Origin of the sequence: Natronospira proteinivora (genome assembly GCF_024170465.1) — a bacterium.
GTDB lineage: Bacteria > Pseudomonadota > Gammaproteobacteria > Natronospirales > Natronospiraceae > Natronospira > Natronospira proteinivora.
Genome location: NZ_JALJYF010000001.1, coordinates 93,207 through 118,590 on the forward strand (window position 1 = coordinate 93,207; position 25,384 = coordinate 118,590).

The 25,384-nt window shown below is 58.8% G+C and carries 18 protein-coding genes; 10 read left to right on the plus strand and 8 right to left on the minus strand.

What is annotated here, in order from left to right:
- Positions 1 to 165 precede the first annotated feature (165 nt).
- The 8 genes from J2T60_RS00480 to J2T60_RS00515 all read right to left on the minus strand — a co-directional run bounded on the left by J2T60_RS00480 (position 166) and on the right by J2T60_RS00515 (position 11,344).
- The gene (locus tag J2T60_RS00480) at positions 166 to 933 is read right to left on the minus strand and encodes an SDR family NAD(P)-dependent oxidoreductase (protein ID WP_253443891.1); all 768 of its coding nucleotides are present in this window, start codon (positions 931 to 933) and stop codon (positions 166 to 168) included.
- 247 nt (positions 934 to 1,180) lie between these two features.
- Entirely contained in the window at positions 1,181 to 2,104 is a 924-nt protein-coding gene (locus tag J2T60_RS00485; protein ID WP_253443893.1) for a hydroxymethylglutaryl-CoA lyase, read from the minus strand.
- Between the two features lie 196 nt (positions 2,105 to 2,300).
- Positions 2,301 to 4,289 carry an acetyl/propionyl/methylcrotonyl-CoA carboxylase subunit alpha gene (locus J2T60_RS00490; protein WP_253443895.1) on the minus strand — a complete coding sequence of 663 codons (1,989 nt, stop codon included), beginning with the start codon at positions 4,287 to 4,289 and terminating at the stop codon, positions 2,301 to 2,303.
- 235 nt (positions 4,290 to 4,524) lie between these two features.
- Positions 4,525 to 5,319, minus strand: a complete 795-nt coding sequence (locus J2T60_RS00495) for an enoyl-CoA hydratase/isomerase family protein (RefSeq protein WP_253443897.1) — start codon at positions 5,317 to 5,319, stop codon at positions 4,525 to 4,527.
- 171 nt (positions 5,320 to 5,490) lie between these two features.
- Complete coding sequence (locus tag J2T60_RS00500; RefSeq protein WP_301288279.1) at positions 5,491 to 7,101, minus strand: carboxyl transferase domain-containing protein; 1,611 nt, start codon at positions 7,099 to 7,101, stop codon at positions 5,491 to 5,493.
- A gap of 458 nt (positions 7,102 to 7,559) precedes the next feature.
- On the minus strand, positions 7,560 to 8,744 hold the full coding sequence (locus J2T60_RS00505) for an acetyl-CoA C-acyltransferase (RefSeq protein ID WP_253443899.1): 1,185 nt from the start codon (positions 8,742 to 8,744) through the stop codon (positions 7,560 to 7,562).
- Positions 8,745 to 8,866: 122 nt separating this feature from the next.
- Complete coding sequence (locus J2T60_RS00510) at positions 8,867 to 10,033, minus strand: isovaleryl-CoA dehydrogenase (RefSeq protein ID WP_253443901.1); 1,167 nt, start codon at positions 10,031 to 10,033, stop codon at positions 8,867 to 8,869.
- Between the two features lie 207 nt (positions 10,034 to 10,240).
- Positions 10,241 to 11,344, minus strand: a complete 1,104-nt coding sequence (locus J2T60_RS00515; protein ID WP_253443903.1) for a Glu/Leu/Phe/Val dehydrogenase dimerization domain-containing protein — start codon at positions 11,342 to 11,344, stop codon at positions 10,241 to 10,243.
- 613 nt (positions 11,345 to 11,957) lie between these two features.
- Between J2T60_RS00515 and J2T60_RS00520 the strand changes: the two genes are divergently transcribed.
- The 10 genes from J2T60_RS00520 (at position 11,958) to J2T60_RS00565 (ending at position 25,280) form a co-directional block, all read left to right on the plus strand.
- Positions 11,958 to 15,401, plus strand: a complete 3,444-nt coding sequence (locus J2T60_RS00520) for a methylmalonyl-CoA mutase family protein (RefSeq protein WP_253443905.1) — start codon at positions 11,958 to 11,960, stop codon at positions 15,399 to 15,401.
- Between the two features lie 167 nt (positions 15,402 to 15,568).
- Complete coding sequence (locus J2T60_RS00525; RefSeq protein WP_253443907.1) at positions 15,569 to 16,447, plus strand: class I SAM-dependent methyltransferase; 879 nt, start codon at positions 15,569 to 15,571, stop codon at positions 16,445 to 16,447.
- A gap of 380 nt (positions 16,448 to 16,827) precedes the next feature.
- Positions 16,828 to 19,527, plus strand: coding sequence for a TonB-dependent receptor plug domain-containing protein (locus J2T60_RS00530; protein ID WP_253443909.1), 2,700 nt, complete (start codon positions 16,828 to 16,830; stop codon positions 19,525 to 19,527).
- A gap of 317 nt (positions 19,528 to 19,844) precedes the next feature.
- Positions 19,845 to 20,627, plus strand: a complete 783-nt coding sequence (locus J2T60_RS00535; RefSeq protein ID WP_253443911.1) for a DUF3450 domain-containing protein — start codon at positions 19,845 to 19,847, stop codon at positions 20,625 to 20,627.
- Positions 20,624 to 21,988 (plus strand): MotA/TolQ/ExbB proton channel family protein, encoded by a 1,365-nt coding sequence (locus J2T60_RS00540; protein WP_253443913.1) that lies wholly within the window; start codon positions 20,624 to 20,626, stop codon positions 21,986 to 21,988. Before J2T60_RS00535 ends, J2T60_RS00540 begins: the two co-directional genes overlap by 4 nt.
- Entirely contained in the window at positions 21,985 to 22,509 is a 525-nt protein-coding gene (locus J2T60_RS00545; protein ID WP_253443916.1) for a MotA/TolQ/ExbB proton channel family protein, read from the plus strand. Before J2T60_RS00540 ends, J2T60_RS00545 begins: the two co-directional genes overlap by 4 nt.
- Before the next feature lie 14 nt (positions 22,510 to 22,523).
- Positions 22,524 to 22,925: an ExbD/TolR family protein gene (locus J2T60_RS00550; RefSeq protein WP_253443919.1), complete on the plus strand. Its 402-nt coding sequence runs from the start codon at positions 22,524 to 22,526 to the stop codon at positions 22,923 to 22,925.
- A gap of 44 nt (positions 22,926 to 22,969) precedes the next feature.
- Positions 22,970 to 23,389 carry an ExbD/TolR family protein gene (locus tag J2T60_RS00555; protein WP_253443922.1) on the plus strand — a complete coding sequence of 140 codons (420 nt, stop codon included), beginning with the start codon at positions 22,970 to 22,972 and terminating at the stop codon, positions 23,387 to 23,389.
- Entirely contained in the window at positions 23,386 to 24,015 is a 630-nt protein-coding gene (locus J2T60_RS00560) for an energy transducer TonB (protein WP_253443925.1), read from the plus strand. The genes J2T60_RS00555 and J2T60_RS00560 overlap by 4 nt, the downstream gene beginning before the upstream one ends.
- Positions 24,012 to 25,280 carry a tetratricopeptide repeat protein gene (locus tag J2T60_RS00565; RefSeq protein WP_253443928.1) on the plus strand — a complete coding sequence of 423 codons (1,269 nt, stop codon included), beginning with the start codon at positions 24,012 to 24,014 and terminating at the stop codon, positions 25,278 to 25,280. Before J2T60_RS00560 ends, J2T60_RS00565 begins: the two co-directional genes overlap by 4 nt.
- Positions 25,281 to 25,384: the final 104 nt, after the last annotated feature.

The window sequence follows — 25,384 nt, forward strand, 5'->3', positions numbered from 1 at the left end:
ACCGAGCGCTTGTGGCCTTAGCCAGGGTTTGAGCTCGGCCGCCTGGGAAAAACCGGCTATGGCTGACGGGCTTGGCCCCTTTGCGGGCAGCTTGTCGCTTGCAGCTTGCAGCTTGAAGGGCGAAGTAATCCAGCTTCCGCTGGATTACTTCGCCCTTCCACTGGATTACTTCGCCTGCATACGAATGCCGCCATCCAGGCGGATGGTGGTGCCGTTGAGATTGATGTTCTCGCAGACCGCTTCCACCATCTGGCCGAATTCTTCCGGCTTGCCCATGCGGGAGGGGAAGGGGATCTGCTTGTTGAGAGATTCCTGCACCTCGTCCGGCAGGCCTTCCATCATGGGGGTGTAGAAGATGCCCGGTGCAATCGAGACGGCCCGCACGCCGATCCTGGAGAACTCCCGGGCCATGGGCAGCATCATGGAGGACACACCGCCCTTGGAGGCGGAGTAGGCAGCCTGGCCGATCTGGCCTTCAAAGGCGGCCACCGAGGCGGTGCTGATCAGCAGACCGCGCTCGCCGTCGTCCCGGGCCGGGTTGTCAGCCATCTTCTCGGCGGCGGCCTTGAGCAGGTTGAACGTGCCCACCAGATTGACCTGGATGGTCTTGGAGAAGATCTCGCTGGGCATGGGGCCCTTGCGGGAGATTACTTTTCCGGCACCGATGATGCCGGCGCAGGCCACCGCCACATCCACCTGACCGAAGCTGTCCACGGCCTTGGCCACGGCGGCATTGACCGCTTCCTCGGAGGTGACATCCGTCTGCACGAAGAGGGCCTTGTCCCCCAGCTCCTTGGCCGCGGCCTGACCCTGTTCCTCGTTTACATCCAGCAGGGCCACCGAGCCACCGGCCTCGACAAAGCGCTTGGCCGTGGCAAAACCCAGCCCGGAGGCACCACCGCTGATCACGGCATTGAGATTCTCGAATTTCATTGCTTGCTCCTTGATGCGGTAAAAATTGATTGTGAAAGAAGAACACGGAGATCACGGAGAAGCACGGAGGGCCACGGAGGGCCACGGAGGCAAAGCTGTTTAGGTTAACCTCCGTGTTTCTTCGTGATCTCCGTGTTCCCAACTAACAAGCCGTAGGAGCGAATTCATTCGCGATTGGGAAAGGGCCGATTTCGGCCGCCGCAATAATCGCGAATGAATTCGCTCCTACGGGGGTGGTTTCAGGCTTTTACCACCCCAAAGGGGCTAGGGCCTTCTCCACCGGGATGCGCCCCAACTTGCTGGCCGGTTCCCGGCCCAGCTGTTCGCTGATCCAGACGGCGGTGGCGTGGAGCTTTTCCAGATCCACGCCGGTGTCGATGCCCATGCCTTGGAGCATGAAGATCACATCTTCGCTGGCCACATTGCCGGAGGCGCCATCGGCATAGGGGCAGCCGCCCAGGCCCGCCACCGAGGCATCCACCGTGGCCACGCCCAGTTCCAGGCAGGCCTGGATATTGGCCAGGGCCTGGCCGCGGGTGTCATGGAAATGGATGGCCAGCTTGTCCATCGGGACCCGCTCGGCCACCGCCGCCAGCATTTCCCGGGCCTTGAGAGGGGTGCCGGAGCCGATGGTGTCGCCCAGGGAGACTTCATAGCAGCCCATGGTAATCAGCTTCTCGCTGACTTCGGCCACCGCCTGGGGCTCGATTCGGCCCTCATAAGGACAGCCCAGTACGCAGGAAACATAGCCACGCACAGCCATGCCCTTGTCCCTGGCCAGGGCCATCACCGGCTCGAAGCGTTCCAGGGATTCGGCAATGGAGGCGTTAATATTCTTCTTGTTGAAGCTTTCCGAGGCTGCGGTAAACACGGCAATCTCTTCCACCCCGGCTTCCACGGCCCGCTCCATGCCCTTCATATTGGGCACCAGCACCGGATAGGCCACGCCCGGCTTGCGCTGAATGGAAGGGAACAGCTCGGCTGCATCGCCCAGCTGGGGGATCCACTTGGGACTGACGAAACTGGTCGCCTCCACCACCGGCAGACCGGCATCGGCCAAGCGATGAATCAGCTCCCGCTTGGTGGCCGTGGGGATGGGCTCGGCTTCGTTCTGCAGACCGTCCCGGGGGCCGACTTCAACGAGTTTTACTTTGTTGGGGTAGTTAGACATTTTGGGGCCTATTCAGCGTCATTGTTTCTATTGGAGAGCTACAAGCTTCAAGCCTCAAGCTACAAGCAGAGTTTCCCGGCCGAAGGCCTTTTACCCATAGCTGTCGGTGAACTTGATTACATCTAAAGCGGATGCCTTATCAGGCATTTGCGGACAGCTTGAAGCTTGTCGCTTGCAGCTTGAAGCTGGTGGATATTCAGCCATCCGCCTGAATATCCACCAAAGGCACCTCGGCTTCCACCATATCCCCTTCCCCGTGTTTCAGCTTCTCCACCGTGCCGGCGACGCCCGCCTTGACGGTGAACTCCATCTTCATGCCTTCCAGCACCAGGATGGGGTCGCCCACTTCTACTCGGTCGCCTTCCTTCACATGCACGGCCACGATGCGGCCGGGCATGGGGCTGCCCGGATGGGCTTCGTCGGCGGCCGCGCCACCGGCGGCGGCATAAGGATCGATTCGTTTCAGGACATGGGTCACCCCGGCTTCGGTGATCTGCAGGTCATCGCCATCGGCCAGCACATCAAAGCGTTTGGCATGACCGTCGATGGCCAACACCAGGGCATCGGCCTCCACATCCACCAGCGCCACGGCCAGGGATTCTTCGCCAATGCTCAGGGCCCATTGCTCGGGGCCCACGGATTGCAGCCAGATATCCTGCTCTTCACCCGCCGCCGCTAGACGCACCCGCAGGCCCCCGTCACCGGAGACCCGCCAGCCGTCCGGCTGGTTCCAGGGGGAGATGGGGTCGTCGCCATCCTCGCGGTCCAATTCCAGCTCAAGCTGGCGGTAGACGGCGGCCGCCGCCAGCACGCCGGGGGTAGGCGCGGGCAGGGTGGTCCAGGCGTCCAGACGCTGATCCACCATGCCGGTATCCATGTCGCCAGCCGAGAAACGATCATCGGCGGCGATGGCCCGCAACAGGGAGAGATTGGTGTCCAGACCAAACACGGCGGTCCGGGCCAGGGTGTCGCGCAACAGGCGCAGGGACTGTTCCCGGTCTTCATCAAAGACGATGAGCTTGGCCACCATGGGGTCGTAATGGATGCTGATCTCGTCACCGGCTTCCACGCCGGTATCCAGGCGCACCCCGTCTTCCTCTTCCGGGCAATCGAAGCCGCTCACGGTGCCCACGGAGGGCAGAAAGCCTTCGGCCACTTTCTCCGCGTAGATGCGGACTTCGAAGGCATGGCCGAATTGTTCGATCTCATCCTGTTCCAGCGGCAGGGGCTCGCCATCGGCCACGCGCAACTGCCATTCCACCAGGTCCAGGCCGGTGGTCATTTCGGTCACCGGGTGTTCCACCTGCAGGCGGGTATTCATCTCCATGAAGTAGAAGCCGCCATCGGCCCCCATGATGAATTCCACCGTGCCGGCATTGATGTAATCCACCGCCTTGGCGGCATTCACCGCCGCCTCGCCCATTTCAGCCCGCAGCTTGTCATCCAGGGCCGGGGAGGGGGTCTCTTCCACAATCTTCTGGTAACGGCGTTGCAGGGAGCATTCCCGTTCGAACAGGTGAATGACATTACCCTGGCTGTCGCCAAAGACCTGGAATTCGATATGGCGGGGCTGCTCGATGAACTTTTCCAGCAGCACCCGATCATCGCCGAAGCTGGACTTGCCTTCCCGGCGGGCCCCATCAAGGGCCGTCTGCAGTTCCTTCTCCTCACGCACCACCCGCATGCCCTTGCCACCACCGCCGGAGACCGCCTTGATCATCAGCGGAAAGCCGATCTTCTTGGCCTCACTAATCAGGATGTCATTGCTCTGGTCATCACCGTGATAACCCGGCACAACGGGGACACCCGCCTTTTCCATGATGGTCTTGGAGGCGGATTTGGAACCCATTTGGTCGATGCTGTCGGGTTTGGGCCCGATAAAGACGATGCCGGCTTTCTGGCAGGCGCGGGCGAATGCCGTGTTTTCGGACAGAAAGCCATAGCCGGGATGCACTGCCTCGGCCCCGGTCTCCCTGGCCACTTCCAGAATCCGATCGGCCTTGAGGTAGGACTCTGCCGCAGCGGCGGGTCCAATGTGCACCGCTTCATCCGCCATGCGCACATGCCTCGCACCGGCGTCCGCATCGGAATACACCGCGACCGTTTTCACCCCGAGGGCCCGGCAGCTTTCCATGATGCGGCAGGCGATCTCGCCGCGGTTGGCTATTAGCACTTTTTTAAACATGGTGCTTGTCTCATCCAGTTGTACAGGCAGCCAGTTTGGTGCCATTGGTTTGGTTTTAAGCTTTAAGCCTCAAGCTGCAAGCAGGGTGTGTCCGCTGGGATTCCTTGGCAGTAGCCCGAGAAATTGCATACGGCGAATTTTTTGGAACTCGCTTTTTGCCGTCGTCGAACTGCTTGCAGCTTGCAGCTTGCAGCTTGCAGCTTGCAGCTTGCAGCTTGCAGCTTGCAGCTTGCAGCTATTTTTCAACCCAATTGGGTGCCCGCTTTTCCAGAAAGGCGGACAGCCCCTCCTGACCTTCCTCAGACACCCGCAGCTGGGCGATCAGGCGGGAGGTCTTCATCTTGGCTGCCTCCCGGGCGGAGATGCCCTGGCCGTAGATGTCATCAATCAGTTCCTTGCTGGCCCGCAGGGCATTGGGCCCGCCTTTGAGCAGGCGTTTCACATGCACGGTGACGGCTTCATCCAGCTGCTCGGCGGCCACCGCCTCGTGGACCAGGCCGATGCGTTCGGCCAGTTGGGCATCCATGGCCTCGCCGGTCATGAAGAATCGGCGAGCCTGCCGGTTACCGATGGCACGAATCACGAAAGGTGAGATCACCGCCGGCACCAGGCCCAGGCGCACCTCGGTGAGGGCAAACTTGGCACTGTCCACCGACACGGCGATGTCGCAGCAGGCCACCAGGCCCACGCCGCCGCCGAATACCGAGCCGTTGATGCGGGCCACGGTGGGCTTTTGCAGCCCGTCCAGCACCCACATCAGTTCGGCCAGGCGCAGGGAGTCCTCCAGGTTCTCGTCTTCGCTGTACTCGGCCATGGAGCGCATCCAGTTGAGATCCGCCCCGGCCGAGAAGGACTTGCCTTCGCCGGTCAGCACCACCACCCGAACCGAGTCGTCATTGTTCAGTTCCGACAGGGTCGTGGTCAGTTCTTTGATGACAGCCTGATTGAAGGCGTTGTGTTTCTCGGGGCGGTTGAGCGCGACCGTCGCGACACCGCGTTCGTCGATGTTTACCTGAACTTGATCAGACATTGGGCTCTCCCTGTTTCTCGACCTTCGGTCGCGAGCTGCAAGCTGTCTTTCCCGCCCGAGGTCTTGTTGCTCATAGCGATCGGCGAGGCCGGAACTAGCTATGTTTCAAAAGCTGACAGTTATTCGCGGCCAGCTTGTAGCTTGTGGCTTGCAGCTTGAAGCTGCGTTCGTTCACATTCGAAACACACCAAACCCATCGGGCTCGTCGATAGGCGCATTCAGCGACGCCGAAATCGCCATTCCGAGAACGCGCCGGGTATCCGCCGGATCAATGATGCCGTCATCCCAGAGCCTGGCGGTGGCGTAGTAGGGATGGCCTTGGTCCTCGTACTGATCCCGGATGGCGTCCTTGAACTGTTCTTCTTCCTTTTCCGGCCAGTCCTTGCCCCGGGCTTCCAGACCATCCCGGCGCACGGTCGCCAGCACGGAAGCGGCCTGTTCGCCACCCATCACGGAGATACGGGCATTGGGCCACATCCACATCATGCGGGCCCCATAGGCCCGGCCACACATGGCGTAGTTGCCGGCCCCGAATGAGCCGCCGATGACCATGGTGAACTTGGGCACGCTGGCGGTGGCCACGGCGTTGACCATCTTGGCCCCGTCCTTGGCAATGCCGGCGTTCTCGTATTTCTTGCCCACCATGAAGCCGGTGATGTTCTGCAAGAACACCAGGGGAATGCCCCGTTGCTCGCAGAGCTGAATGAAGTGGGCGCCTTTCTGGGCGGACTCGGCAAAAAGAATGCCGTTGTTGGCAATGATGCCTACCGGATAACCATGGATGCGGGCAAAGCCGGTAACCAGGGTCTTGCCGAACAGCGGCTTGAATTCATGCATCTCGGAGCCATCCACCACCCGGGCGATGATCTCGCGTACATCCACCGGATGACGGGTTTCTTTTGGCGTAATCCCATAGAGATCATCTGCGGGATAAATCGGCTCCACAGGCTCAGCGATATCCAGGTCCACATACTTGCGGCCATTCAGACTGGCCACGATATCCCGGCAGATGGACAGGGCATGGGCGTCATCTTCGGCCAGATGATCCGCCACCCCGGAGATGCGGGTATGGACTTCACCGCCACCGAGGGATTCCGCATCCACTTCCTCACCCGTGGCGGCTTTTACCAGGGGCGGACCACCCAGGAAGATGGTGCCCTGTTCCCGCACGATGATGGCTTCATCCGACATGGCGGGCACATAGGCCCCACCGGCGGTGCAGGAACCCATGACCACGGCGATCTGGGGAATGCCTTCAGCCGACATCTGGGCCTGGTTGTAGAAAATACGCCCGAAGTGTTCCTTGTCCGGGAAGACCTCGTCCTGCAGGGGCAAAAAGGCCCCGCCGGAGTCCACCAGATAAATGCAGGGCAGACGGTTCTCCCGGGCGATTTCCTGGGCCCGGAGATGCTTTTTCACCGTCATGGGGTAGTAGGTGCCGCCCTTGACCGTGGCGTCATTGGCCACGATCACCACTTCCCGACCTTGGACCCGACCGATGCCGGTAATCATGCCGGCGGCGGGGGCGGCATCGTCATACATGCCGTGGGCGGCCAGAGGGGAGAACTCCATAAAGGCGCTGCCATCATCCAGCAGGGCCTCGATCCGCTCCCGGGGCAAGAGCTTGCCCCGATCCGTATGCTTTTTCCGGGCCCGCTCACCACCGCCCAGGGCGGCCTTGCCCAGTTGATCCTTGAGGTCCGCCACCAGGCCTTCCATGTGTTCGGCATTGGCCTGAAAGGCCGGGTCGGAGCGATCGATTGTCGTCTTTAGGACTGGCATGGGAAAAATCCTTTGGATTTAGGGAACCTCTGATTAATCTATTCGCGCCCGCAGTTGGTGCTGAGAGCGGCTGCTTCAAGGCGCATTGCGCAGCACAGTAGCCTCTGCGCTACGGGCAAGCAATGCGCCTTGAAGCAGCCGCTCTCAGCGCCAACCCCCTGCGGGCCAACGGGATTTTCCCTCTCGACTTCGTTGCTCCTCGCTCATGTAGCACTGAGGCTACACTACGCTCGTCGCGCCTCGCGAGAGAAAAAATCCCGTTGGCTGCGGGCGCGAATGGATTAATCAGAGGTTCCTTATCAAGCTACAAGCCGCAAGCTACAAGCAGGGGAGAGGTTGCCTCTGACAAGTGCATTTCTCCGGACCGAGGTGCTTCTCCGCGGCCTATTTCAAGGCTGCAAGCTCGACGCTCTCGCGGCCTGCTTGCAGCTTGAAGCTTATAGCTTGCAGCTCCCTCTTTATACCCGCTCAACCGCAATGGCCGTGGCCTCACCACCGCCAATGCAGAGCGAAGCCACGCCGCGCTTGCCGCCGGTGCGTTTCAGATTATGCAGCAGGGTGGTGATGATGCGTGCGCCGGTGGCGCCGATGGGATGGCCCAGGGCGCATGCTCCGCCGTTGATGTTGAGTCTATCGCGGGGAATGCCCACGTCATGCATGGCGGCCATGGCCACCACGGCAAAGGCCTCATTCACTTCATATAGGTCCACATCGTCCACCGACCAGCCCAGCTTTTCCTGGAGGTTCTTGATGGCGCCCACTGGAGCGGTGGTGAACCACTCGGGCTCCTGGGCGTGTCCGGCGTGGCCGACGATCTTGGCCAGGGGCTGAAGACCACGCTTCTCAGCTTCGGAAGCGCGCATCATCACCAGCGCCGAGGCGCCATCGGAAATGGAGGAAGAGGTGGCGGCGGTGACGGTGCCATCCTTCTTGAAGGCGGCACGCATGGACGGGATCTTGTCCACATTGCATTTGCCGGGCTCTTCATCCGTGTCCACCACGGTATCGCCCTTGCGGCCCTTGATGGTGACCGGAGTGATTTCATCATTGAAAAAACCCTTTTCCACGGCAGTCTGAGCCAGTTTCACTGACTCAATGGCGAACTCGTCCTGGGCCTCGCGGGTAAAGTTGTACTTGTCGGCACAGGTTTCGCCAAAGCCACCCATCATCTGTCCGTCATAGGGGTTCTGCAGGCCATCGAAGAACATGTGATCGATGACTTCCTGGTGACCCATGCGCATGCCGCCGCGAGCCTTGGGCAGGAGATAAGGGGCGTTGGTCATGGATTCCATGCCACCGACCACAATCACATCGGCCGAGCCGGCCGCGATCAGATCATGGCCCATCATGGCGGCCTTCATGCCGGAACCGCAGACCTTGTTGATGGTGGTGCAGCCGGTGCCCTTGTCGATGCCCGCGCCCAGGGAGGCTTGGCGGGCCGGGGCCTGGCCGAGACCGGCCGGCAGCACACAGCCGAAGATCACTTCGCTCACATCCGTGCTGCCCAGCTTGGCGTCTTCCATCACGGCCTGAATGGCCGCAGAACCCAGCTGCGGAGCTTGCGCACCGGAAAGACCGCCCTGGAAAGAACCAATGGGGGTGCGGCGGGCGGCGGCGATGACGATGGGATCATTGCTAGACATGGGAAACCTCCTGAAAAAATGACCGTAGGAGCGAATTCATTCGCGATTTCCATGCATTGTCCTGCCACCCGGAGGTGGAATCGCGGATGAATCCGCTCCTACGCAGCTGTTAGAAATTCTGCTTAGGGGCTCATGGCGTTAAACAATTCGCGGCCGATGAGCATCCGCCGAATCTCGTTAGTGCCAGCGCCGATGTCGTATAGCTTGGCGTCGCGCAGGATTCGGCCGGTGGGGTATTCATTGATATAGCCGTTGCCGCCCAGGCACTGGATGCTTTCCAGGGCCACCTTGACGGCGGATTCGGAGCAATACATCAGGCAGGCGGCAGCATCCCAGCGCACCTGTTCGCCCTGGTCAAAGGCTTCCGCCACCCGATAAGCAAAGGCCCGGGAGGACTGCAGGGCGGTGTACATATCGGCAATCTTGGCCTGCATGATGCCGAAGGCCCCGATGGACTTGCCGAACTGCTTTCGCTCATGCATGTAGGGCAGGACCTGATCCATGCCGGCCTGCATCAGTCCGACAGGGCCGCCGGACAGCACCAGGCGTTCCGAATCCAGGCCCCGCATGAGGATATAAACTCCCTCATTGACCTCACCCAGGATGTTTTCCTCGGGGATCTCGCAATCTTCGAAGACCAGCTCGCAGGTGTTGGAACCCCGCATGCCCAGCTTGTCCAGCTTCTGGGCGGTGCGGAAACCTTTCATGCCCTTTTCCACCAAAAAGGCGGTCACGGTCTTGGAGCCCAGATCCTTGTTGGCGGTGCGCATGTAAACGATCAGCACATCGGCCTCGGGACCATTGGTGATCCACATCTTGTTGCCATTGGCCACCCAGACATTGCCTTTCTTCTCGGCCCGACAGCTCATGGAACCCACCACATCGGAACCGGCCCCCGGTTCAGACATGGCAAGAGCCCCCACCCATTCGCCGGAACAAAGCTTGGGCAGGTACTTCTGCTTTTGCGCTTCGGTGCCGTTCAAGAAGATATTGTTGATGCAGAGATTGGAGTGGGCCCCGTAGGACAGGCCGATGGAGCCGGAGGCCCGGGAGATTTCCTCCATGCAGACCAGATGGGCCAGATAGCCCATGTTCGAGCCGCCGTATTCTTCCGAGACGGTCATGCCCAAAAGGCCCATTTCACCCATCTTTTGCCACATTTCCTGGGGGAATTCGTTCTTCTCGTCCACCTCGGCGGCGATGGGTGCAATCTCGCTCTGGGCAAAGCGCTCCACGGATTCACGGAGCATGTCCAGTTCTTCGTTGATATGGGTGTTGATGACGGTCATAAACGGCTCCTTCGGAGAGCTGTAAGCTACAAGCCACAAGCTTCAAGCAGACCGTGCAGTCTCGTCGCTTTTCGGCTGGAACCACTTTCTAAGCGGTTTCCAGTCCTGGCTTTATCCAAGAGAGGTTCCCTGCCAGTCGACCTGCTACCGGTAGGGAACCCGAATTCGGCTTCAAGCTGCTTGCAGCTTGAAGCTGGCCGAAGGCCGTTAGGCCTTCGGCCGACGGCCGGACATGCGCTTGGAACGCCGCTCTACATGGGGCAGCTTCACATGGCTCATGGCCTCGATGCGCTCTTCGGCCAGTCGGTCGGCGGCCTGCCAGCTGGGGATGCCGTCGCGATCGGCAATGGCAAAGATATTCTCGATGATGTCGTAAATGCCCTTCACCTGCCGGAAGGCGCGGTCCCGGTTATAGCCCTGCAGCTCAATGGCTACATTCATCAGGCCGCCGGCGTTGATGGCGTAGTCCGGGGCGTAGATCATGCCGCGCTTTTCCAGCTCGGTGCCGTGGCGTTCCTCGGCCAGCTGGTTGTTGGCGGAACCGGCCACGATGTCGCACTTGAGGCGGCCAATGGTGTCGTCATTGACTGTGGCACCCAGGGCACAGGGCACGTAGACATCGCAGTCCACATCGTAGATGGCATCCAGGTCCACGATCTCGCAACCCATTTCCTTGCACTCGTCCAGCCGTGCCTGGTTCATGTCGCAGACCGTTACCTTGGCGCCTTCCTCGCGCAGCTTGCGGATAATATGGATGCCCACATTACCGGCCCCCTGGACGGCGTAGCTGGCCTTGCCCAGGTCGGTATGGCCGTATTTGCGGTTCAGGCAGGCCTGGATGCCGCGAATGGTGCCATAGGCTGTCAGGGGGGAGGGGTCGCCACCACCGCCGTGGACTTCGGGTACGCCCACCACATTGTCGGTTTCGGTGAAGATATATTCCATGTCGCCGACGGTGGTGTTCACGTCCTCGGCGGTGATGTAGCGTCCGCCCAGGGAGTCAATGAACTTGCCCAGTGCCCGGAAGAAGGCCTCGCTCTTGTCCTTCTTGGGATCACCAATGATGACGGACTTGCCGCCACCCAGGTTCAGGCCGGACACGGCTGCCTTGTAGGTCATGCCGCGGGACAGGCGCAGTACATCGGTGAGCGCATCGTCCTCGCTGTCATAGGGCCACATCCGTAGGCCACCCAGGGCGGGGCCCAGCACGGTGTTGTGGATCGCCACGATGGCTTTCAGACCGCTGTCCTTGTGATGGAAGAACACGACCTGTTCATGACCCATCTGTTCTGCAGTGGCGAAAAGCTCCATATTGTCCTCCTGAGACGGAAAGAAACTGTTTTGTTACCGGACCCGCCCGTAGCCGGTCCCAAATGGTTTTGGTGACCGGGCGATGATCCGGCCATGGCGCCAACCCGTTGTCTGTTTCAGCATCGGGTCGGACAGTAGGATCCGGATCGTCGGGGATTGTGTCAGCGTCAGCGTGTTGTCAGCGTTTGACGAGACCTTAATTCAAGACACCGCCTGAATGGGCGGTCTTAAACCATGCCTGTTTGTCTGAACTGGGGCCGGTGGTTTTCGGGAGCGCGAATTATAGCAGCAAGTTTGCTTGCCGGGGCCAGGAGCGGGCTGAAATGCTGCAAACGCCCGTTTGAAACGTGGCTTGATTTCTCGGCCCTGTATCTACCTTATGCAGCTGAAAATTCATGAAAAAACACGGCCGTGGCTGTTTGAATTCGGTCGGTTTGGGCTCCCTCGAGGGTAGGTGGTGTCGGCACTTGTCCGGGGGCTTTTACCGGTGATTGGCGGACCATAAAGGCCGGAAACTCGCTGTAACGGTGGCATGACCGTTATAATCGCCGGTTTCAGACTTCAGTATTTTCCATCCGCGCCCGGCGCGGAGGCGACAAGAGGCGTACACACAATGGGTAGCGCAGCATCTCGCATTCAAGGTTCCGCCAACACCGCCGGTCAGGAAGTGCCCCTGCGCTTTGTGACCGCCGCCTCCCTGTTTGATGGTCACGATGCCGCTATCAACATGATCCGGCGCATTCTCCAGTCCAACGGGGCGGAGGTGATTCATCTGGGCCATAACCGGGCGGTGGCCGATATCGTGCGGGCCGCCATCCAGGAGGATGCCGACGGCATTGCCGTGTCCTCCTACCAGGGCGGCCACATGGAGTACTTCAAGTACATGGTGGACATGCTGCGTGAGAAGGACTGCGAGCATATCCGCGTGGTGGTGGGTGGTGGCGGCACCATCGTGCCCCATGAGATCGCCGAGCTGGAAGAATACGGCGTGGAGAAGGTCTACACCCCCCATGACGGCATGTCCATGGGCTTAAAGGGCATGATTGATGATGTCTTTGAACGGGTTCATGCCTGGCAAAAACCCGCCTTCGAGCCCAGCCGTGGCGACAAATCCGACCATATCGAGGTGGGTAGGACCCTGTCCCTAATCGAGCAGGCCGCAGGGGATCAAGACTTGCTCAAGGACCTGACCAAGGACTGGCATGCCACCGCCAACCGGCCCCCGGTGCTGGGGATTACCGGCACCGGCGGGGCCGGCAAGAGTTCCCTGACTGATGAGCTGCTCAATCGATTCCGCCGCTTCTTCCCGGATCTGGATATCGCCGTGCTGGCGGTGGATCCCACCCGCCGACGCACCGGCGGGGCCCTGCTGGGGGATCGCATTCGCATGAATTCCCTCATGGACGAGAAGATCTTCATGCGTTCCATGGCCACCCGGCGGGCCCATCTGGCCACCAGTGCGGCCATCCAGGAATCCCTGCAATACCTGCGCTCCTGCGGTTTCGGTCTGATTATCCTGGAGACCGCCGGTATTGGTCAGAGCGATTCGGAGGTGGTGGACCTGGTGGATTACTCCCTGTATGTAATGACCAGCGAATTCGGTGCGGCCAGTCAGCTCGAGAAGATCGAGATGCTGGATTACGCCGATACCATCGCCATTAACAAGTTTGAAAAGCGTGGCTCCAAGGATGCCCTGCGGGATGTGCGCAAGCAGTGGAAGCGCAATCACCTGGCCTTCGACAAGCCCGAGGACGAGATCCCGGTCTATCCCACCATTGCCAGCCAGTTCAACGACCCGGGCATGAACCGCCTGTTCAAGGCTCTGGTGAACGGTTTCACCGAAAAGCTGGAGCTGTCCGAAGACCGCTGGCGGGTGGATGCCGAGTTCCCGGAAGTGGATGTGGAACGCCAGGCCCTGATTCCGCCGTCTCGCGAACGCTACCTGGCCGAGATCGCCCAGGTGGGCCGCCGCGCCCACGAAACTGCCGAGACCGCCGCCGAAGCCGCCTCCCGGGCTCATGCCTGTTATGAAGCCTTGAAAACCCTGGAGGATGAACGCCTGCCGGAACCGCTGACCCCCTATCCCGGGGACGCCTTGACCGAGGGCGACGACAACAGCCTGCGGACCCTGCGCCAGCGCTACAACGCCGCCCTGGAAGATATCGGCGAAGAAGGCCGCAAGCTGCTGGAATCCTGGCCCGAGCGACGGGAGGCGGCCCGTTCCGAGACCTTTAGCTACAAGGTCCGGGGCAAGGAAATCACCGGCGACAATTACACCGAATCCCTGGCCGGAATCCAGATCCCCAAGATCGGCGTGCCCCGTTATCGCGACTGGGGTGACATCCTCCATTGGCGGATGAAGGAGAACCTGCCCGGGGACTTCCCCTTCACCGCCGGTGTCTTCCCCTACCGCCGGGAAGGCGAGGACCCCACCCGCATGTTTGCTGGTGAGGGTACGCCCGAGCGCACCAACCGGCGATTCCACTATGTGGCCGGCGGTCAGCCCTTCACCCGTCTGTCCACCGCCTTCGATTCGGTGACCCTCTACGGGGAAGACCCGGACGAGCGGCCGGATATCTACGGGCGGATCGGCAACTCCGGGGTGTCCATTGCCACCGTGGACGATATGAAAAAGCTGTACTCCGGCTTTGATCTGCTGGCACCCACCACCTCGGTGTCCATGACCATCAACGGCCCGGCGCCCATCATCCTGGCCATGTTCATGAATGCGGCCATTGATCAGCGGGTGGAAACCTGGCTCAAGGAGGAAGGCCGCTGGGACGAGGCCAAAAAGCAGATCGATCAGCTGTTCAGTGACGGCGAAACCCCGCATTACTCCGGTGAGGTCCCGGAAGGGCATAACCGCCACGGTCTGCGTCTTCTGGGTGTGCCCGGGGATCAGTTGGTGCCGGCGGAGGTTTATGAAAAGCTCAAGACCGAAGCCATCCAGTCGGTGCGGGGTACCGTGCAGGCCGATATCCTGAAAGAGGACCAGGCTCAGAATACCTGTATCTTCTCCACGGAGTTCGCGCTCAAGATGATGGGGGATGTGCAGCAGTACTTCTCCGAAAACAATGTGCGCAACTTCTACAGTGTCTCTATCAGCGGCTATCACATTGCCGAGGCCGGGGCGAACCCCATCACCCAACTGGCCCTGACCCTGTCCAACGGCTTTACCATCGTGGAGTACTACCTGGCCCGGGGCATGGATATCAATGAATTCGCCCCCAACCTGAGTTTCTTCTTCTCCAATGGCATGGACCCGGAATACGCGGTGATCGGGCGGGTGGCCCGCCGCATCTGGGCCCGGGCAATGCGGGATATCTACCAGGGCAATGAGCGCTCCCAGAAGCTCAAGTACCACATCCAGACTTCCGGGCGTTCACTCCACGCCCAGGAAATCCAGTTCAACGATATCCGTACCACCCTGCAGGCCCTGTATGCCCTTTACGACAACTGCAACAGCCTGCACACCAATGCCTATGACGAGGCCATTACCACCCCCACCGAGGAATCGGTGCGCCGGGCCATGGCTATCCAGATGATCATCAACAAGGAGCTGGGGCTGAACAAGAACCAGAACCCCATTCAGGGCTCCTTCATCATCGAGGAACTCACTGATCTGGTGGAAGAGGCGGTCTACATGGAGTTCGAGCGCATTGCCGAACGCGGTGGTGTGCTGGGTGCCATGGAGACGATGTACCAGCGGGGCAAGATCCAGGACGAAAGCCATTACTACGAGCAGAAAAAACACGATGGCTCCCTGCCCATCGTGGGTGTGAATACTTTCCAGCCCCGCGAGGATGCCGAGGAGGAAGACGAAGTGGAGCTGATCCGTTCCACCGAGGAAGAAAAGCAAAGCCAGCTGCGCAATATCCAGGCCTTCTGGCGGCATAACGAGGCCAAGGCCGAGGAGAGCCTGGCCCGTCTCAAGCAGGTGGCCTCCGAGGACGGCAACCTGTTCGCCGAGCTGATGGAGGCGGTGAAGTACTGCTCCCTGGGCCAGATCACCCATGCCCTGTATGAAGTGGGCGGGCAATACCGGCGCAGCATGTAAGGCAGCGACTGCCTGGCTGTGTCGTTCTTCTATGTGAGGGCGGATGATTGGCTGATAAAGATCGAGATAAACGGTGGGCTCAGTATTGGTCTCAGGGCAATCTCCATTCACTGGGTAGGGCCTATTCCGGGAATTACGGAGGCGTTATCAAGCGATTCTGGCATTCCATGTTTGCCAGGCTCCCCGAGAGAGCGTGCATTCTTGATGTATGTGCCGGCAATGGTGCGGTGGCACTGTTGGCGGCGGAGTATTCGGAGCAGCATGGCCGCGGGTTTGAGATTCACGCGGTGGACCGCTCGCCACTCCCCCTCGAACAGCTTTCCGCTAATACCTTCAATTTGATGGGTGAGGTGAGCGTGGAGTCGCTCCCTTTTGAAACTGCGAGCTTTGACCTGGTGACCTCGCAGTTTGGTCTTGAGTATACGGAAGCCGAACGTTCGGTTGCCGAGGTCCGCCGGGTACTTCGTCCAAACGGCATGCTGGCAGCGGTTCACCATGATCCTGATTCCCAGGTGATCCGGACGGCGAGATCGGAGCTTGGTCTGCTGAGGTATTTCGACGGGGATGACGGAGGATTTGAGCTTGCAGCCCAGCTGTTGAGGCGCTTGAGCGATTTCCAGAGGCGCAGTGGGAGCAAGCAGTTGGCGATCCGCGCGCTCCAGGAGGATCGGGAAGCGTCGCGATTGCGTGAGCGATTGAATGACACTGTGGCTCAGGCGAAGGAGGCCTTGCGACAGCCATCTTTCCATGTGGCTGCTCCGTTATGTGCGGAGATATTGGATAAGCTGCAGAGGATTCTGCAAGAAATGGCTACTCGCCCGGCTGATCATCTGTTGGCCAGTCTGGAGTCCGTGCGTACTGAATACCGGGGCAGTCGCCACCGCCTGGATGACCTCCTGGCCTGCCAGATGGTGCCTGGGGGGTTCGCACTTTCTCAACGCTTTCAAGACGCCGGTGTACATTGTGCCGAGAGGGGGGCATTGCGAGAGGAAGTGGGCGGGGAGCAAGTGTATCTGGGTCGTTTCTGGTACGGGAATGTCGCTTGAGTTGGGCCCGCTCCCGGTCCCGGTTTTGTTGCGCCTATCGTACAGTTTCTGGTGATAAGGCCCCGCCCATTTACGCCCGAGCGCCGCTCATCCTGTTGTCTTGTTGCAACTCGCCCTTCTTTTTTCCCCGTTTTTTCTTTTTAAGATGTTGATTAGTAAGAAAAAAATATGGGGCTTAAAAAAAACAACAAAAAACCTTTTTTTTTGAGCCTTCTTTGATATCCTTTTCGTCGATGGAGCGCGTTGTCTGCTCGCGACACTCTGCTACGGAAGGGCGGGTAGTGGCAGTCAACGACACATACAGCCGGCCAGTTGAGAGTTTTCTCAACACTCGTGCCGGGTAAACCTCGTTCGCATGGTTGTTTTTAGGAGGAAAGTAAATGGCCTCATTTAACGTTAGGAATGCAGTTCGCTTCGCGCTGGGCGCAGGTATGGCGGCTGCCATGACTGCACCCGCCGCAGTTGCCCAGGAAGAAGAAGGTGCTCGTGAGCTTGATCGAGTTCAGGTGACGGGCTCTCGTATTTCCCGTACCCAGCTGGAAGGCGCGACCCCTGTTGTCACGATTGACCGTGAAGACCTGGATGGTCGCGGTTATCAGAATGTGGCGGATGTGCTCCGTAACACATCTTTCAATACGGCGGGCTCCTTCCGTGAGGATTCCGGTACCACTTGGCAGGGTCAGGCAACGCTGAACCTGCGTGGTATTGGTTCCAACCGGACGCTGGTTCTGCTGAACGGTCGTCGTATGCCGGGCTCCCCGGTGATGGATGGTCAGACCCAGAACCTGAACGCCATCCCCTTTGCGGCGGTTGAGCGCATCGAGGTGCTCTCCGACGGTGCTTCCGCCATCTATGGTTCCGATGCCATTGGCGGTGTGGTCAACGTGATTCTGCGTTCTGACTATGAAGGCGTGGAGATCAGTGCCCGTACTACCTTCAATGAGCGTGACGGTGGTGAAGAGAACTCCATGAGCGTGATTGGTGGTGCTTCCGGTCCTCGCGGCAACATCACCTTTGGTCTTGAGTGGGACGAGACTGACATCATCTTCTCCCGGGATCGCCATTTCTTCGCGGCTGAAGACTTCAATGAGCCGGGGGGGAACGATTGGGCCGAAGTGACCGGCTTGAGTGAGGCGGCTCGGAACATTCTGGGTGCCGATGGTGTGATGCGCCCGATGGTGGATGGGGATTGCTCCGTGTACGGTGACAACTATCCCGACACCATCTGGGACCTGGGTGGTGGTGACACCGCTTGCGGCTACAATCACACGGCCTCGTCCGCCGGTTCCGCTGCTCTGGACCGGACCAGCGTGTTCCTGGACGCCAATTATGAAATCAACCCGGACATCGATTTCTACGCCCGGGCAAATCATATGCGGGTGGAAAGCTTCGGTCGTTACGCGGCTGCTGCCGGTGCATTTGCCTGGAATGGCCCCGCGTTGGCGGAAGAGCAGCTGGAAGACGGTCAGACCTTGACCGAGCTGAACCCGGGTGACCAGGTCTGGTACCGTTTTGATAACACCGGGCCCTCCCGTGACAGTTACCAGAACGATTACCAGACCGATCTGCAGTTCGGTTTCGAAGGTCGCGCTGGCGCCCTCGACTGGGAAGTGGGTTACCAGTACAACATGTACGACATGCATGAGTGGGGTACCGGCTATGTGAATACCCTGGGCCTCGATGCAGCGGGCGATGCGGGCTGGGATCCCCGTCAACCTGACCAGGAGCAGTTCTCGGAACTGGTTGACGACATGACGGACAACGCCAACCGCCGTAGCCAGGCCACCTTCCAACGTGTGGACTTCGGTCTGCAGTTTGATGGGCCGGATCTGACCGGTGGCCCCATGGCCTTCTTCGTGGGTGGTGAGTACTTCGAGCAGGACTACACCGATGTGACTGCAGCCCAGGCTGAGGCCGACAATATCCTCGGTACCGCTGGCGGCTCTTCCGGTGGCTCTCGTGATGTGAGTGCGGTTTATGGTGAAACGGTACTGCCGTTGACCGATACCGTCGAGCTGGATTTCGCCCTGCGTTACGATGATTACAGCGATTTCGGTGACAATGTCTCCGGCAAGATCGGGGCACGCTGGCAGCCGAACCGCAATTTCATCCTGCGTGGTTCCGCGAGTCAGGGCTTCCGGGCCCCGAGTCTGGATAACCTCTTCCAGGCACCATCACAAGGGTTCGCCTTTGCCCAGGATATTCCGCGGTGTATCGCCGATGGGAATGATATCGCCACCTGTGCCGAAGCACCGACAACGCAGACCGAGACCTTCACGGCTTCCAACGAAGACCTGGAGGCTGAAGAGTCCACCCAGTTCATGATTGGTACGGTCTTCGACTTCAGCGACTTCATGGAAGGTGATCTGTCCCTGTCGATTGATTACTACAACATTGAAATCGACAACCAGATCACCAGTGTCAGTACGCAGGATGCATTCTGGCTCGAGTACCTGGGTCAAATGGACACCATTGACGGTGTGAGCATTGAACGTGCTGGCGGTGGTGGCCCTGGAAACACGCCGACCCGAGCCGAAGTGGGTCCGATTAACTACGAGGACTTTGATACCTCTGGGCTCGACTTCAACGTTCGTTACGGCACGGAACTTGGGAACTTTGGTCGTCTGACGGCCAATGTGAACTTGAACTATGTGTTGGAGTACAACTCTCGTTATCTGATTCAGTCCGAGAAGCAGGATTTCACGGACGTGACTCAGCCCGAGTGGCGTGCGGATTCCCAGCTCAACTGGCGTTATGGGGATCATGGCGTGACCTTGTCCACCATGTACATCCCTGGCCGTTGCGTGAGTTCCGTGCTGGATGAGAGCACTATCGAGACCGAGGAGTTCTTCGCTACTTGTGCCACTGATGGTGAAACGGGCGAAGACCGTGAACTCGGTGGATGGGTGCACCATAACCTGACCTACGACTGGCACACCCCGTGGGACGGTCGAGTGACCGTGGGTGTCAACAACCTGACGGACAAGGATCCGGCGCTGAATCGCAACAAGGAATTCAGCAACGACCTGTATCCCTTCGTGGGCCGTCAGTATGTCCTGGGTTATACCCAGAACTTCTAAGCTGAGAAAGCGCGTTTACGCTTAATCGCAATGAACGTGACTTGAGGGGCCGTACCCGCTGGGTACGGCCCTTTTGTTTTGTGCGGGGAATTTATCTGCACAAGGTGCAGCCAGAGGGGTATCCCTTGGCCTCTTGACGGCCCGAATCTGGGCGCTTTTTCACAAGTATTTGATTTTCAAGGGGATACGTCTGGCAGGGATGGGTTTCCTTTTTTGAGCCCATTTGCTAGAGTCAACTTGTTCTGGGATGGATACGTCGAAGTCGTGTCTGTCTGTTCATATCCACCTTCCATACGATAGGTAAAGAAGGTATTGGCATGCTCAATCGCACCCGTTTAAAGATTGCAGGGATTGCCGCACTGGGTTTGGCCTTGTCTGGGCCGACCATGGCGGACACTCCCGAAGTATTGAAGACATCCATTGATGTCGAGCGTCAAATCAGCCAATCCGCCATTGCGTCCCAGCAAAGGGTGGATGACCTCGCGGATGAAGCCCGCGATATGCTGGCTGACTACATGCAGGTGACGCAGCAGACGGATCGCCTGGAGGTCTATAACGACCAGGTCGAGCGTCTGATTCGCTCACAGGAGGAAGAGAAGCGCTCCCTTGAAGAGCAGCTTGAGGAAGTGGAAGTGGTGGAGCAGGAGATCATCCCGCTCATGATCCGCATGATCGAAAGCCTTGAGCGTTTCGTCGAGCTGGATATGCCCTTCCTTCCGGATGAGCGTGAAGAACGGATCCAGCGTCTTTGGGACACCATGGATCGTTCCGATGTATCCGTTTCCGAGAAATACCGGAATGTCATGGAGGCCTATCAGATCGAGGCCGAGTATGCCCGCAACATGGAAGATTATCGGGGCACCCTGGAGGTGAACGGCGAGGAACGCACCGTGGACTTCCTGCGGGTTGGACGTCTTTTGCTGGCCTATCAGACCCTTGATCGTCAGGAAACCGGTTTCTGGAATCCGGTTACCCGCGATTGGGAGCAGCTTCCGGACCGCTATCGGAGCTCCATCAATGAGGGTATCCGTATCGCGCGTCAGCAAGCGGCCAGTGACATCCTTCAACTTCCCGTCCCGGCTCCGGAGCGTGTGCAATGAAATTGATGAGTAATAGTCTGATCGTCCTGGGCTTGTCCCTGGGCATGATGGCCTTCACTGCACCCGTGATGGCCCAAGATGAAGCTTCCACTCTTGATGAGCTGCTCCAGCAGGTGCGGGAAGCCCGTACCGAAGCGGATCGTCGCTATCGAGAGCGGGAACAGCGGTTTATCGAGCAGCGTGATCAGCAGGAGGACCGCCTGCAGGAAGCACGTGATCGCCATGCCGAGGAAGAGGAACGGCAGGAACGCCTTTCCGAGGCCTTTGAGGACAACGAGCAGGAGCTGTCCGAGCTGAACGACCGCCTGCAGGTACGCATGGGCAACCTCGGTGAACTGTTCGGTGTGGTTCGACAGGTATCCGGTGATGCCCAGGGCATCGTCCGGAACTCCATTGTATCCGCTCAATTCCCGGATCGCGGTGATACCGTTGCGCGCCTGTCCGAGGCTCGGGCCTTGCCCTCCATCGATCAGTTGGAGCAGCTTTGGTTCCTCTTTCAGGAAGAGATGACCGAGTCTGGCAAGGTGGTGCGTTACCCCACCAGCATCGTCCGTGCTGATGGTACTCGCGAAGATGTGGATGTGGTCCGTGTTGGTGTCTTCAACACCATTTACGATGATCTCTTCCTTCGCTATCTGCCCGAAACCGGACAGCTGGTGGAGCTTGGCCGTCAGCCGGCCGGTCGGTACCGGAATATGGCATCCGGCCTTTACAATGCCGAGGAAGGCACCATCAACAGCATGGCTGTTGACCCCTCCCGGGGCAGCTTGCTGGCGCTCCTGATTCAAACGCCCTCTCTGGGTGAGCGGATCCAGGATGGTGGCGTGCCGGGCTACATCATCCTCGCATTGGGTCTCATCGGTGTCTTGCTGGTAATCGAGCGGTTGATCTTCCTGACCCTGGCCGGTCAGCGGATCAAGGCTCAGATTGGTGCTGGAAAGCCCAATCCGAATAATGCCTTGGGCCGTGTCATGGGCGCCTACGCCGAGAACAAGGACGACGACGTGGAAACCCTTGAGCTGAAGATCGATGAAGCGATCCTCAAGGAAACGCCGGCGCTGGAAGCCCGACTCGGGGCGATCAAGATTATCGCTGCCGTGGCACCACTGTTGGGTCTGTTGGGTACTGTGATCGGTATGATCCGGACCTTCCAGATGATTACCCTGTTCGGTGCCGGTGATCCGCAGCTGATGGCCGATGGCATTTCCCAGGCACTCATGACGACTGCCATGGGCCTGTCCGTTGCCATTCCGCTGGTGCTCCTCCATGCCGTGGTTGCTGCCCAAAGCAAGCGCCTTGTGCAGATTCTGGAAGAGCAAAGCACCGGGATTATCGCTACTCACGCGGATAAGCTGAAATGATTTGGATTGCTGAGTCATACGCGGCTCTGCGCGATTTCTTCGAGGCCGGCGGGGATGTGCTCTGGGCCATCCTGGTGGTGACCATTCTACTCTGGACGTTCATTCTGGAGCGGTATTGGTACTTCCGGTTGATCCAGCCGCGCAAGACCCGCGAGGCCTTGGAGAAATGGAACGCCATGTCGGATCACGATAGCTGGTATGCGCGGGAATACCGTGAACGCTTGCTGTCGGAGATCCGGGTGGATGCATCTCAGTTCATAATTTACATCAAGACCATCGTTGCCGTGCTGCCCCTTCTGGGGCTGCTCGGGACCGTGACCGGTATGATTCAGGTCTTTGATGTGATGACGGTACTGGGTACGGGTAATCCACGCGCCATGGCGGGCGGGGTGTCCGCAGCAACTATTCCGACCATGTCGGGCATGGTGGCTGCGCTCTCCGGTCTCTACTTCGCAGCCAGCCTGGACAAGCGGGCCAAGGTGGAAGTGGAGCGCGCTGCCGACTTGCTTCGCTACCACTAAGGGTGACTAGATAAATGCGTCGCAAACATCGACGAAGCCAAGACGAGGGTGGAGACGTCAATGTCACACCGCTCCTGGATATCGTATTCATCATGCTGATCTTCTTCATTGTGACAGCATCGTTTGCGCGGGAGCACGGCATTGACGTTGACCGACCGTCTGACGAGCCGTCCGAAGTCGAGCAGGAAGTGGACGTTGTCTTTATCGAGATCGACCAGTCCGGACAGATACAGATCGATAGCCGAAATGTGGATATCCGCGCTGTCCAGGCCAACGTTCAGAATATGCTTTCTGCCAACCCGGATGCGCCGGTCGTGGTGTCCGCCCATGAAGATGCAGAGTCTGGCCTGCTGGTTCGAGTTATCGATCAGGCTCGCCGGGCGGGTGCGGATAACGTGTCCATTGCCACCAACTGATGGGCATTTGCCCATCAGTTGGTGCATGACGAACGGATAAGAGAATGGCGAGAAGACAAGCACAATCGCAGGAAGACACGGAAGACGAAATCAACATGACACCGATGCTGGACATCGTGTTCATCATGTTGATCTTCTTCATCGTGACCAGTTCCTTCATCCGAGAAACCGGTATTGACCCCTTGCGTCCCGAGGCGGAAACCGCCGTGGAGCAGGCCCGGGGCAATATCCTCATCGGCGTTTCTCCGGCCGGAGAAATCTGGATGAATCAGGAAAATATCGAGCTCGGCCAGGTACGGCCCATGGTCGAAGACATGCTTTCGCAGAACCCTGAGAGCACTGTTGTTGTCGTATCTGATGAGACTGCCAGAACCGGGACGGTGATTGAGGTCATGGATGAGGTCCGTCGGGCGGGTGTGCAGGATATTGCCATCGCCACTGAAGGTGGGGGAGGTCAATTATGACGCGTTTTCTGATGGCCCTGGTTGGCGGTGCAGTGGTGGCTGTACTGCTTTTTGTGCTCATGCAGCGCATGATCATGACCGATGAGGATGGAGCGCCCTCACTGGACGATGGCGAACGGATCGACTTTATCCGCGTGGAGCGGGACGAGCAGGTCCGTGAGCGTGATCGCCAGCCTCCCGAAGAACCGGAGGAACCGGAGGAACCGCCACCCCCGCCGGAGATGGAGATTCAGCAGGATCAACCGCCCCAGCAGCAAATGGATTTTGATATGCCGCAATTGGATGTCCCCACCGGCATGGAAGGCGGTGCATTTATTGGTAGCGGTGGTGGTGCTGAAGGTTCCGGTGATGGGGATGTTGTCCCCATTGTCCGGGTGGAGCCACAATGGCCCCGCGAGGCCCTGGTCCAGGGCATCGAAGGTTGGGTTCAGGTGGAGTTCACCATTCGCGAGGATGGTTCTGTCTCCAACCCACGAGTCGTCGATTCGGAACCTCGTCGTGTGTTTGACCGAGCGGCGCTTCGAGCTATCCAGCGCTGGCGCTTCCGTCCCCGAATCGTGGATGGGCGTCCAGTGGAACGGCAGGCTACCCAGACCATTGAATTCAATCTGGAGGACGCGCAATGATCCATTCCAGAAATACATTCAAGGGTATGACCGCTAGGCTCAGGATTCTGGCCTTGGCAATGCTGGTGTCAGTGATGTTCGCTGGTCCGGTATTGGCCCAGGGTTTGATGACCAGCCAGACTTATAATCGGCTTGAGCAAGTGCACGACTTCATGGAAGAGGAAGAGTATGAAGAGGCACTCGACCGGTTGAGAAGGGCCAGAGACGGGGCGCAGAATACCCACGAAGAAGCGGTCATCGCGCAACTTTTCGGCTTTGTCTATATTAACCTTGAGCGATATGAAGATGCTCTGGACGAGTTCAAAACGGCAGCCGAAATCGAAGATAACGGTTTGCCAGAGGATCGTCGTTTAGGGGTGATGCAGAATGTCATCCAGCTTCACCTTCAGTTTGAGCAATATAGGGATGCATTGGAGTGGGTTGATCGCTATTTGGCGGTAGTTGAAGCCTCTGAGGATAAGGAAGAAGCTCCCTCTCAGGTTCACGTGATGGCGGCTCAGTCGCATATGCAGCTGGAAGAATTCCGTGAAGCGTTGCCATTTATTTCCAAGGCTATTGAGCTGGAAGATGAGCCTAATGAGCAGTATTACCGGGTTAAGCTGGGTATACTGTTCGAGCTGGAAGATTTTAGAGATGCCGCCGAGCATCTGGAAGACATGGTGTCCTATTGGCCAGACACGATGGACTATTGGTTCCAGCTGTTCCAAATCAATTGGCAGCTTGACCGGGAAGATACCGCACTGAGTGTTCTTAAGCTGGCTTACCGTAAAGGGCTGTTCGATAGTGAGGATCACTACGTCAATCTCTTCCGTATGTATATGATGGAAGGGGCGCCCTACGATGCTGGCGTCGTGATGGAAGAGGGCATGGATGCAGGTGAGGTTCCTAGGGACCAACGTCGAATGGAGATGTTGAGTCGTGCCTGGATCCAAGCCCAGGAGCGTGATCGAGCGATTGCGGTCTTGGAAGAGCTGGCCGAACTTCAGGGTACGGGGGAATCTTACTATCTAATTGCTCAGATTGAGCAAGAAAGAGGTAACTGGGAAGCCATGCGTTCGGCGGCACTGGAAGCTTATGATCGTGGTGAATTGGATGAGCCTGGAAATGCCTTGTTGATGGCCGGCCGGGGTGCTGCGGAATCCAAGGATTATGACGCGGCAATGGCGACTTTCCAACGGGCCATGGAATACGAAAGGGTTCAAAATCAGGCAAGTAGCTGGGTCGAGTTTGTGCAAGAAGAACAAGCGCTCAGAGAACAGAACTAAGTGCACCGGCAAGACGTTGCTCGAGTGATGCAGCTTTGTTGATGTTCAATGGCCCCGGGGTTTCCCCGGGGCTTTTTTTTTCTGTATTGCGGGTAAGTCTGGTC

Coding starts and splice junctions, on each gene's coding strand:
- J2T60_RS00480 (WP_253443891.1), bottom strand. CDS start 933: ATGAAATTCGAGAATCTCAATGCCGTGATCAGCGGTGGTGCCTCCGGG.
- J2T60_RS00485 (WP_253443893.1), bottom strand. CDS start 2,104: ATGTCTAACTACCCCAACAAAGTAAAACTCGTTGAAGTCGGCCCCCGG.
- J2T60_RS00490 (WP_253443895.1), bottom strand. CDS start 4,289: ATGTTTAAAAAAGTGCTAATAGCCAACCGCGGCGAGATCGCCTGCCGC.
- J2T60_RS00495 (WP_253443897.1), bottom strand. CDS start 5,319: ATGTCTGATCAAGTTCAGGTAAACATCGACGAACGCGGTGTCGCGACG.
- J2T60_RS00500 (WP_301288279.1), bottom strand. CDS start 7,101: ATGCCAGTCCTAAAGACGACAATCGATCGCTCCGACCCGGCCTTTCAG.
- J2T60_RS00505 (WP_253443899.1), bottom strand. CDS start 8,744: ATGTCTAGCAATGATCCCATCGTCATCGCCGCCGCCCGCCGCACCCCC.
- J2T60_RS00510 (WP_253443901.1), bottom strand. CDS start 10,033: ATGACCGTCATCAACACCCATATCAACGAAGAACTGGACATGCTCCGT.
- J2T60_RS00515 (WP_253443903.1), bottom strand. CDS start 11,344: ATGGAGCTTTTCGCCACTGCAGAACAGATGGGTCATGAACAGGTCGTG.
- J2T60_RS00520 (WP_253443905.1), top strand. CDS start 11,958: ATGGGTAGCGCAGCATCTCGCATTCAAGGTTCCGCCAACACCGCCGGT.
- J2T60_RS00525 (WP_253443907.1), top strand. CDS start 15,569: ATGTTTGCCAGGCTCCCCGAGAGAGCGTGCATTCTTGATGTATGTGCC.
- J2T60_RS00530 (WP_253443909.1), top strand. CDS start 16,828: ATGGCCTCATTTAACGTTAGGAATGCAGTTCGCTTCGCGCTGGGCGCA.
- J2T60_RS00535 (WP_253443911.1), top strand. CDS start 19,845: ATGCTCAATCGCACCCGTTTAAAGATTGCAGGGATTGCCGCACTGGGT.
- J2T60_RS00540 (WP_253443913.1), top strand. CDS start 20,624: ATGAAATTGATGAGTAATAGTCTGATCGTCCTGGGCTTGTCCCTGGGC.
- J2T60_RS00545 (WP_253443916.1), top strand. CDS start 21,985: ATGATTTGGATTGCTGAGTCATACGCGGCTCTGCGCGATTTCTTCGAG.
- J2T60_RS00550 (WP_253443919.1), top strand. CDS start 22,524: ATGCGTCGCAAACATCGACGAAGCCAAGACGAGGGTGGAGACGTCAAT.
- J2T60_RS00555 (WP_253443922.1), top strand. CDS start 22,970: ATGGCGAGAAGACAAGCACAATCGCAGGAAGACACGGAAGACGAAATC.
- J2T60_RS00560 (WP_253443925.1), top strand. CDS start 23,386: ATGACGCGTTTTCTGATGGCCCTGGTTGGCGGTGCAGTGGTGGCTGTA.
- J2T60_RS00565 (WP_253443928.1), top strand. CDS start 24,012: ATGATCCATTCCAGAAATACATTCAAGGGTATGACCGCTAGGCTCAGG.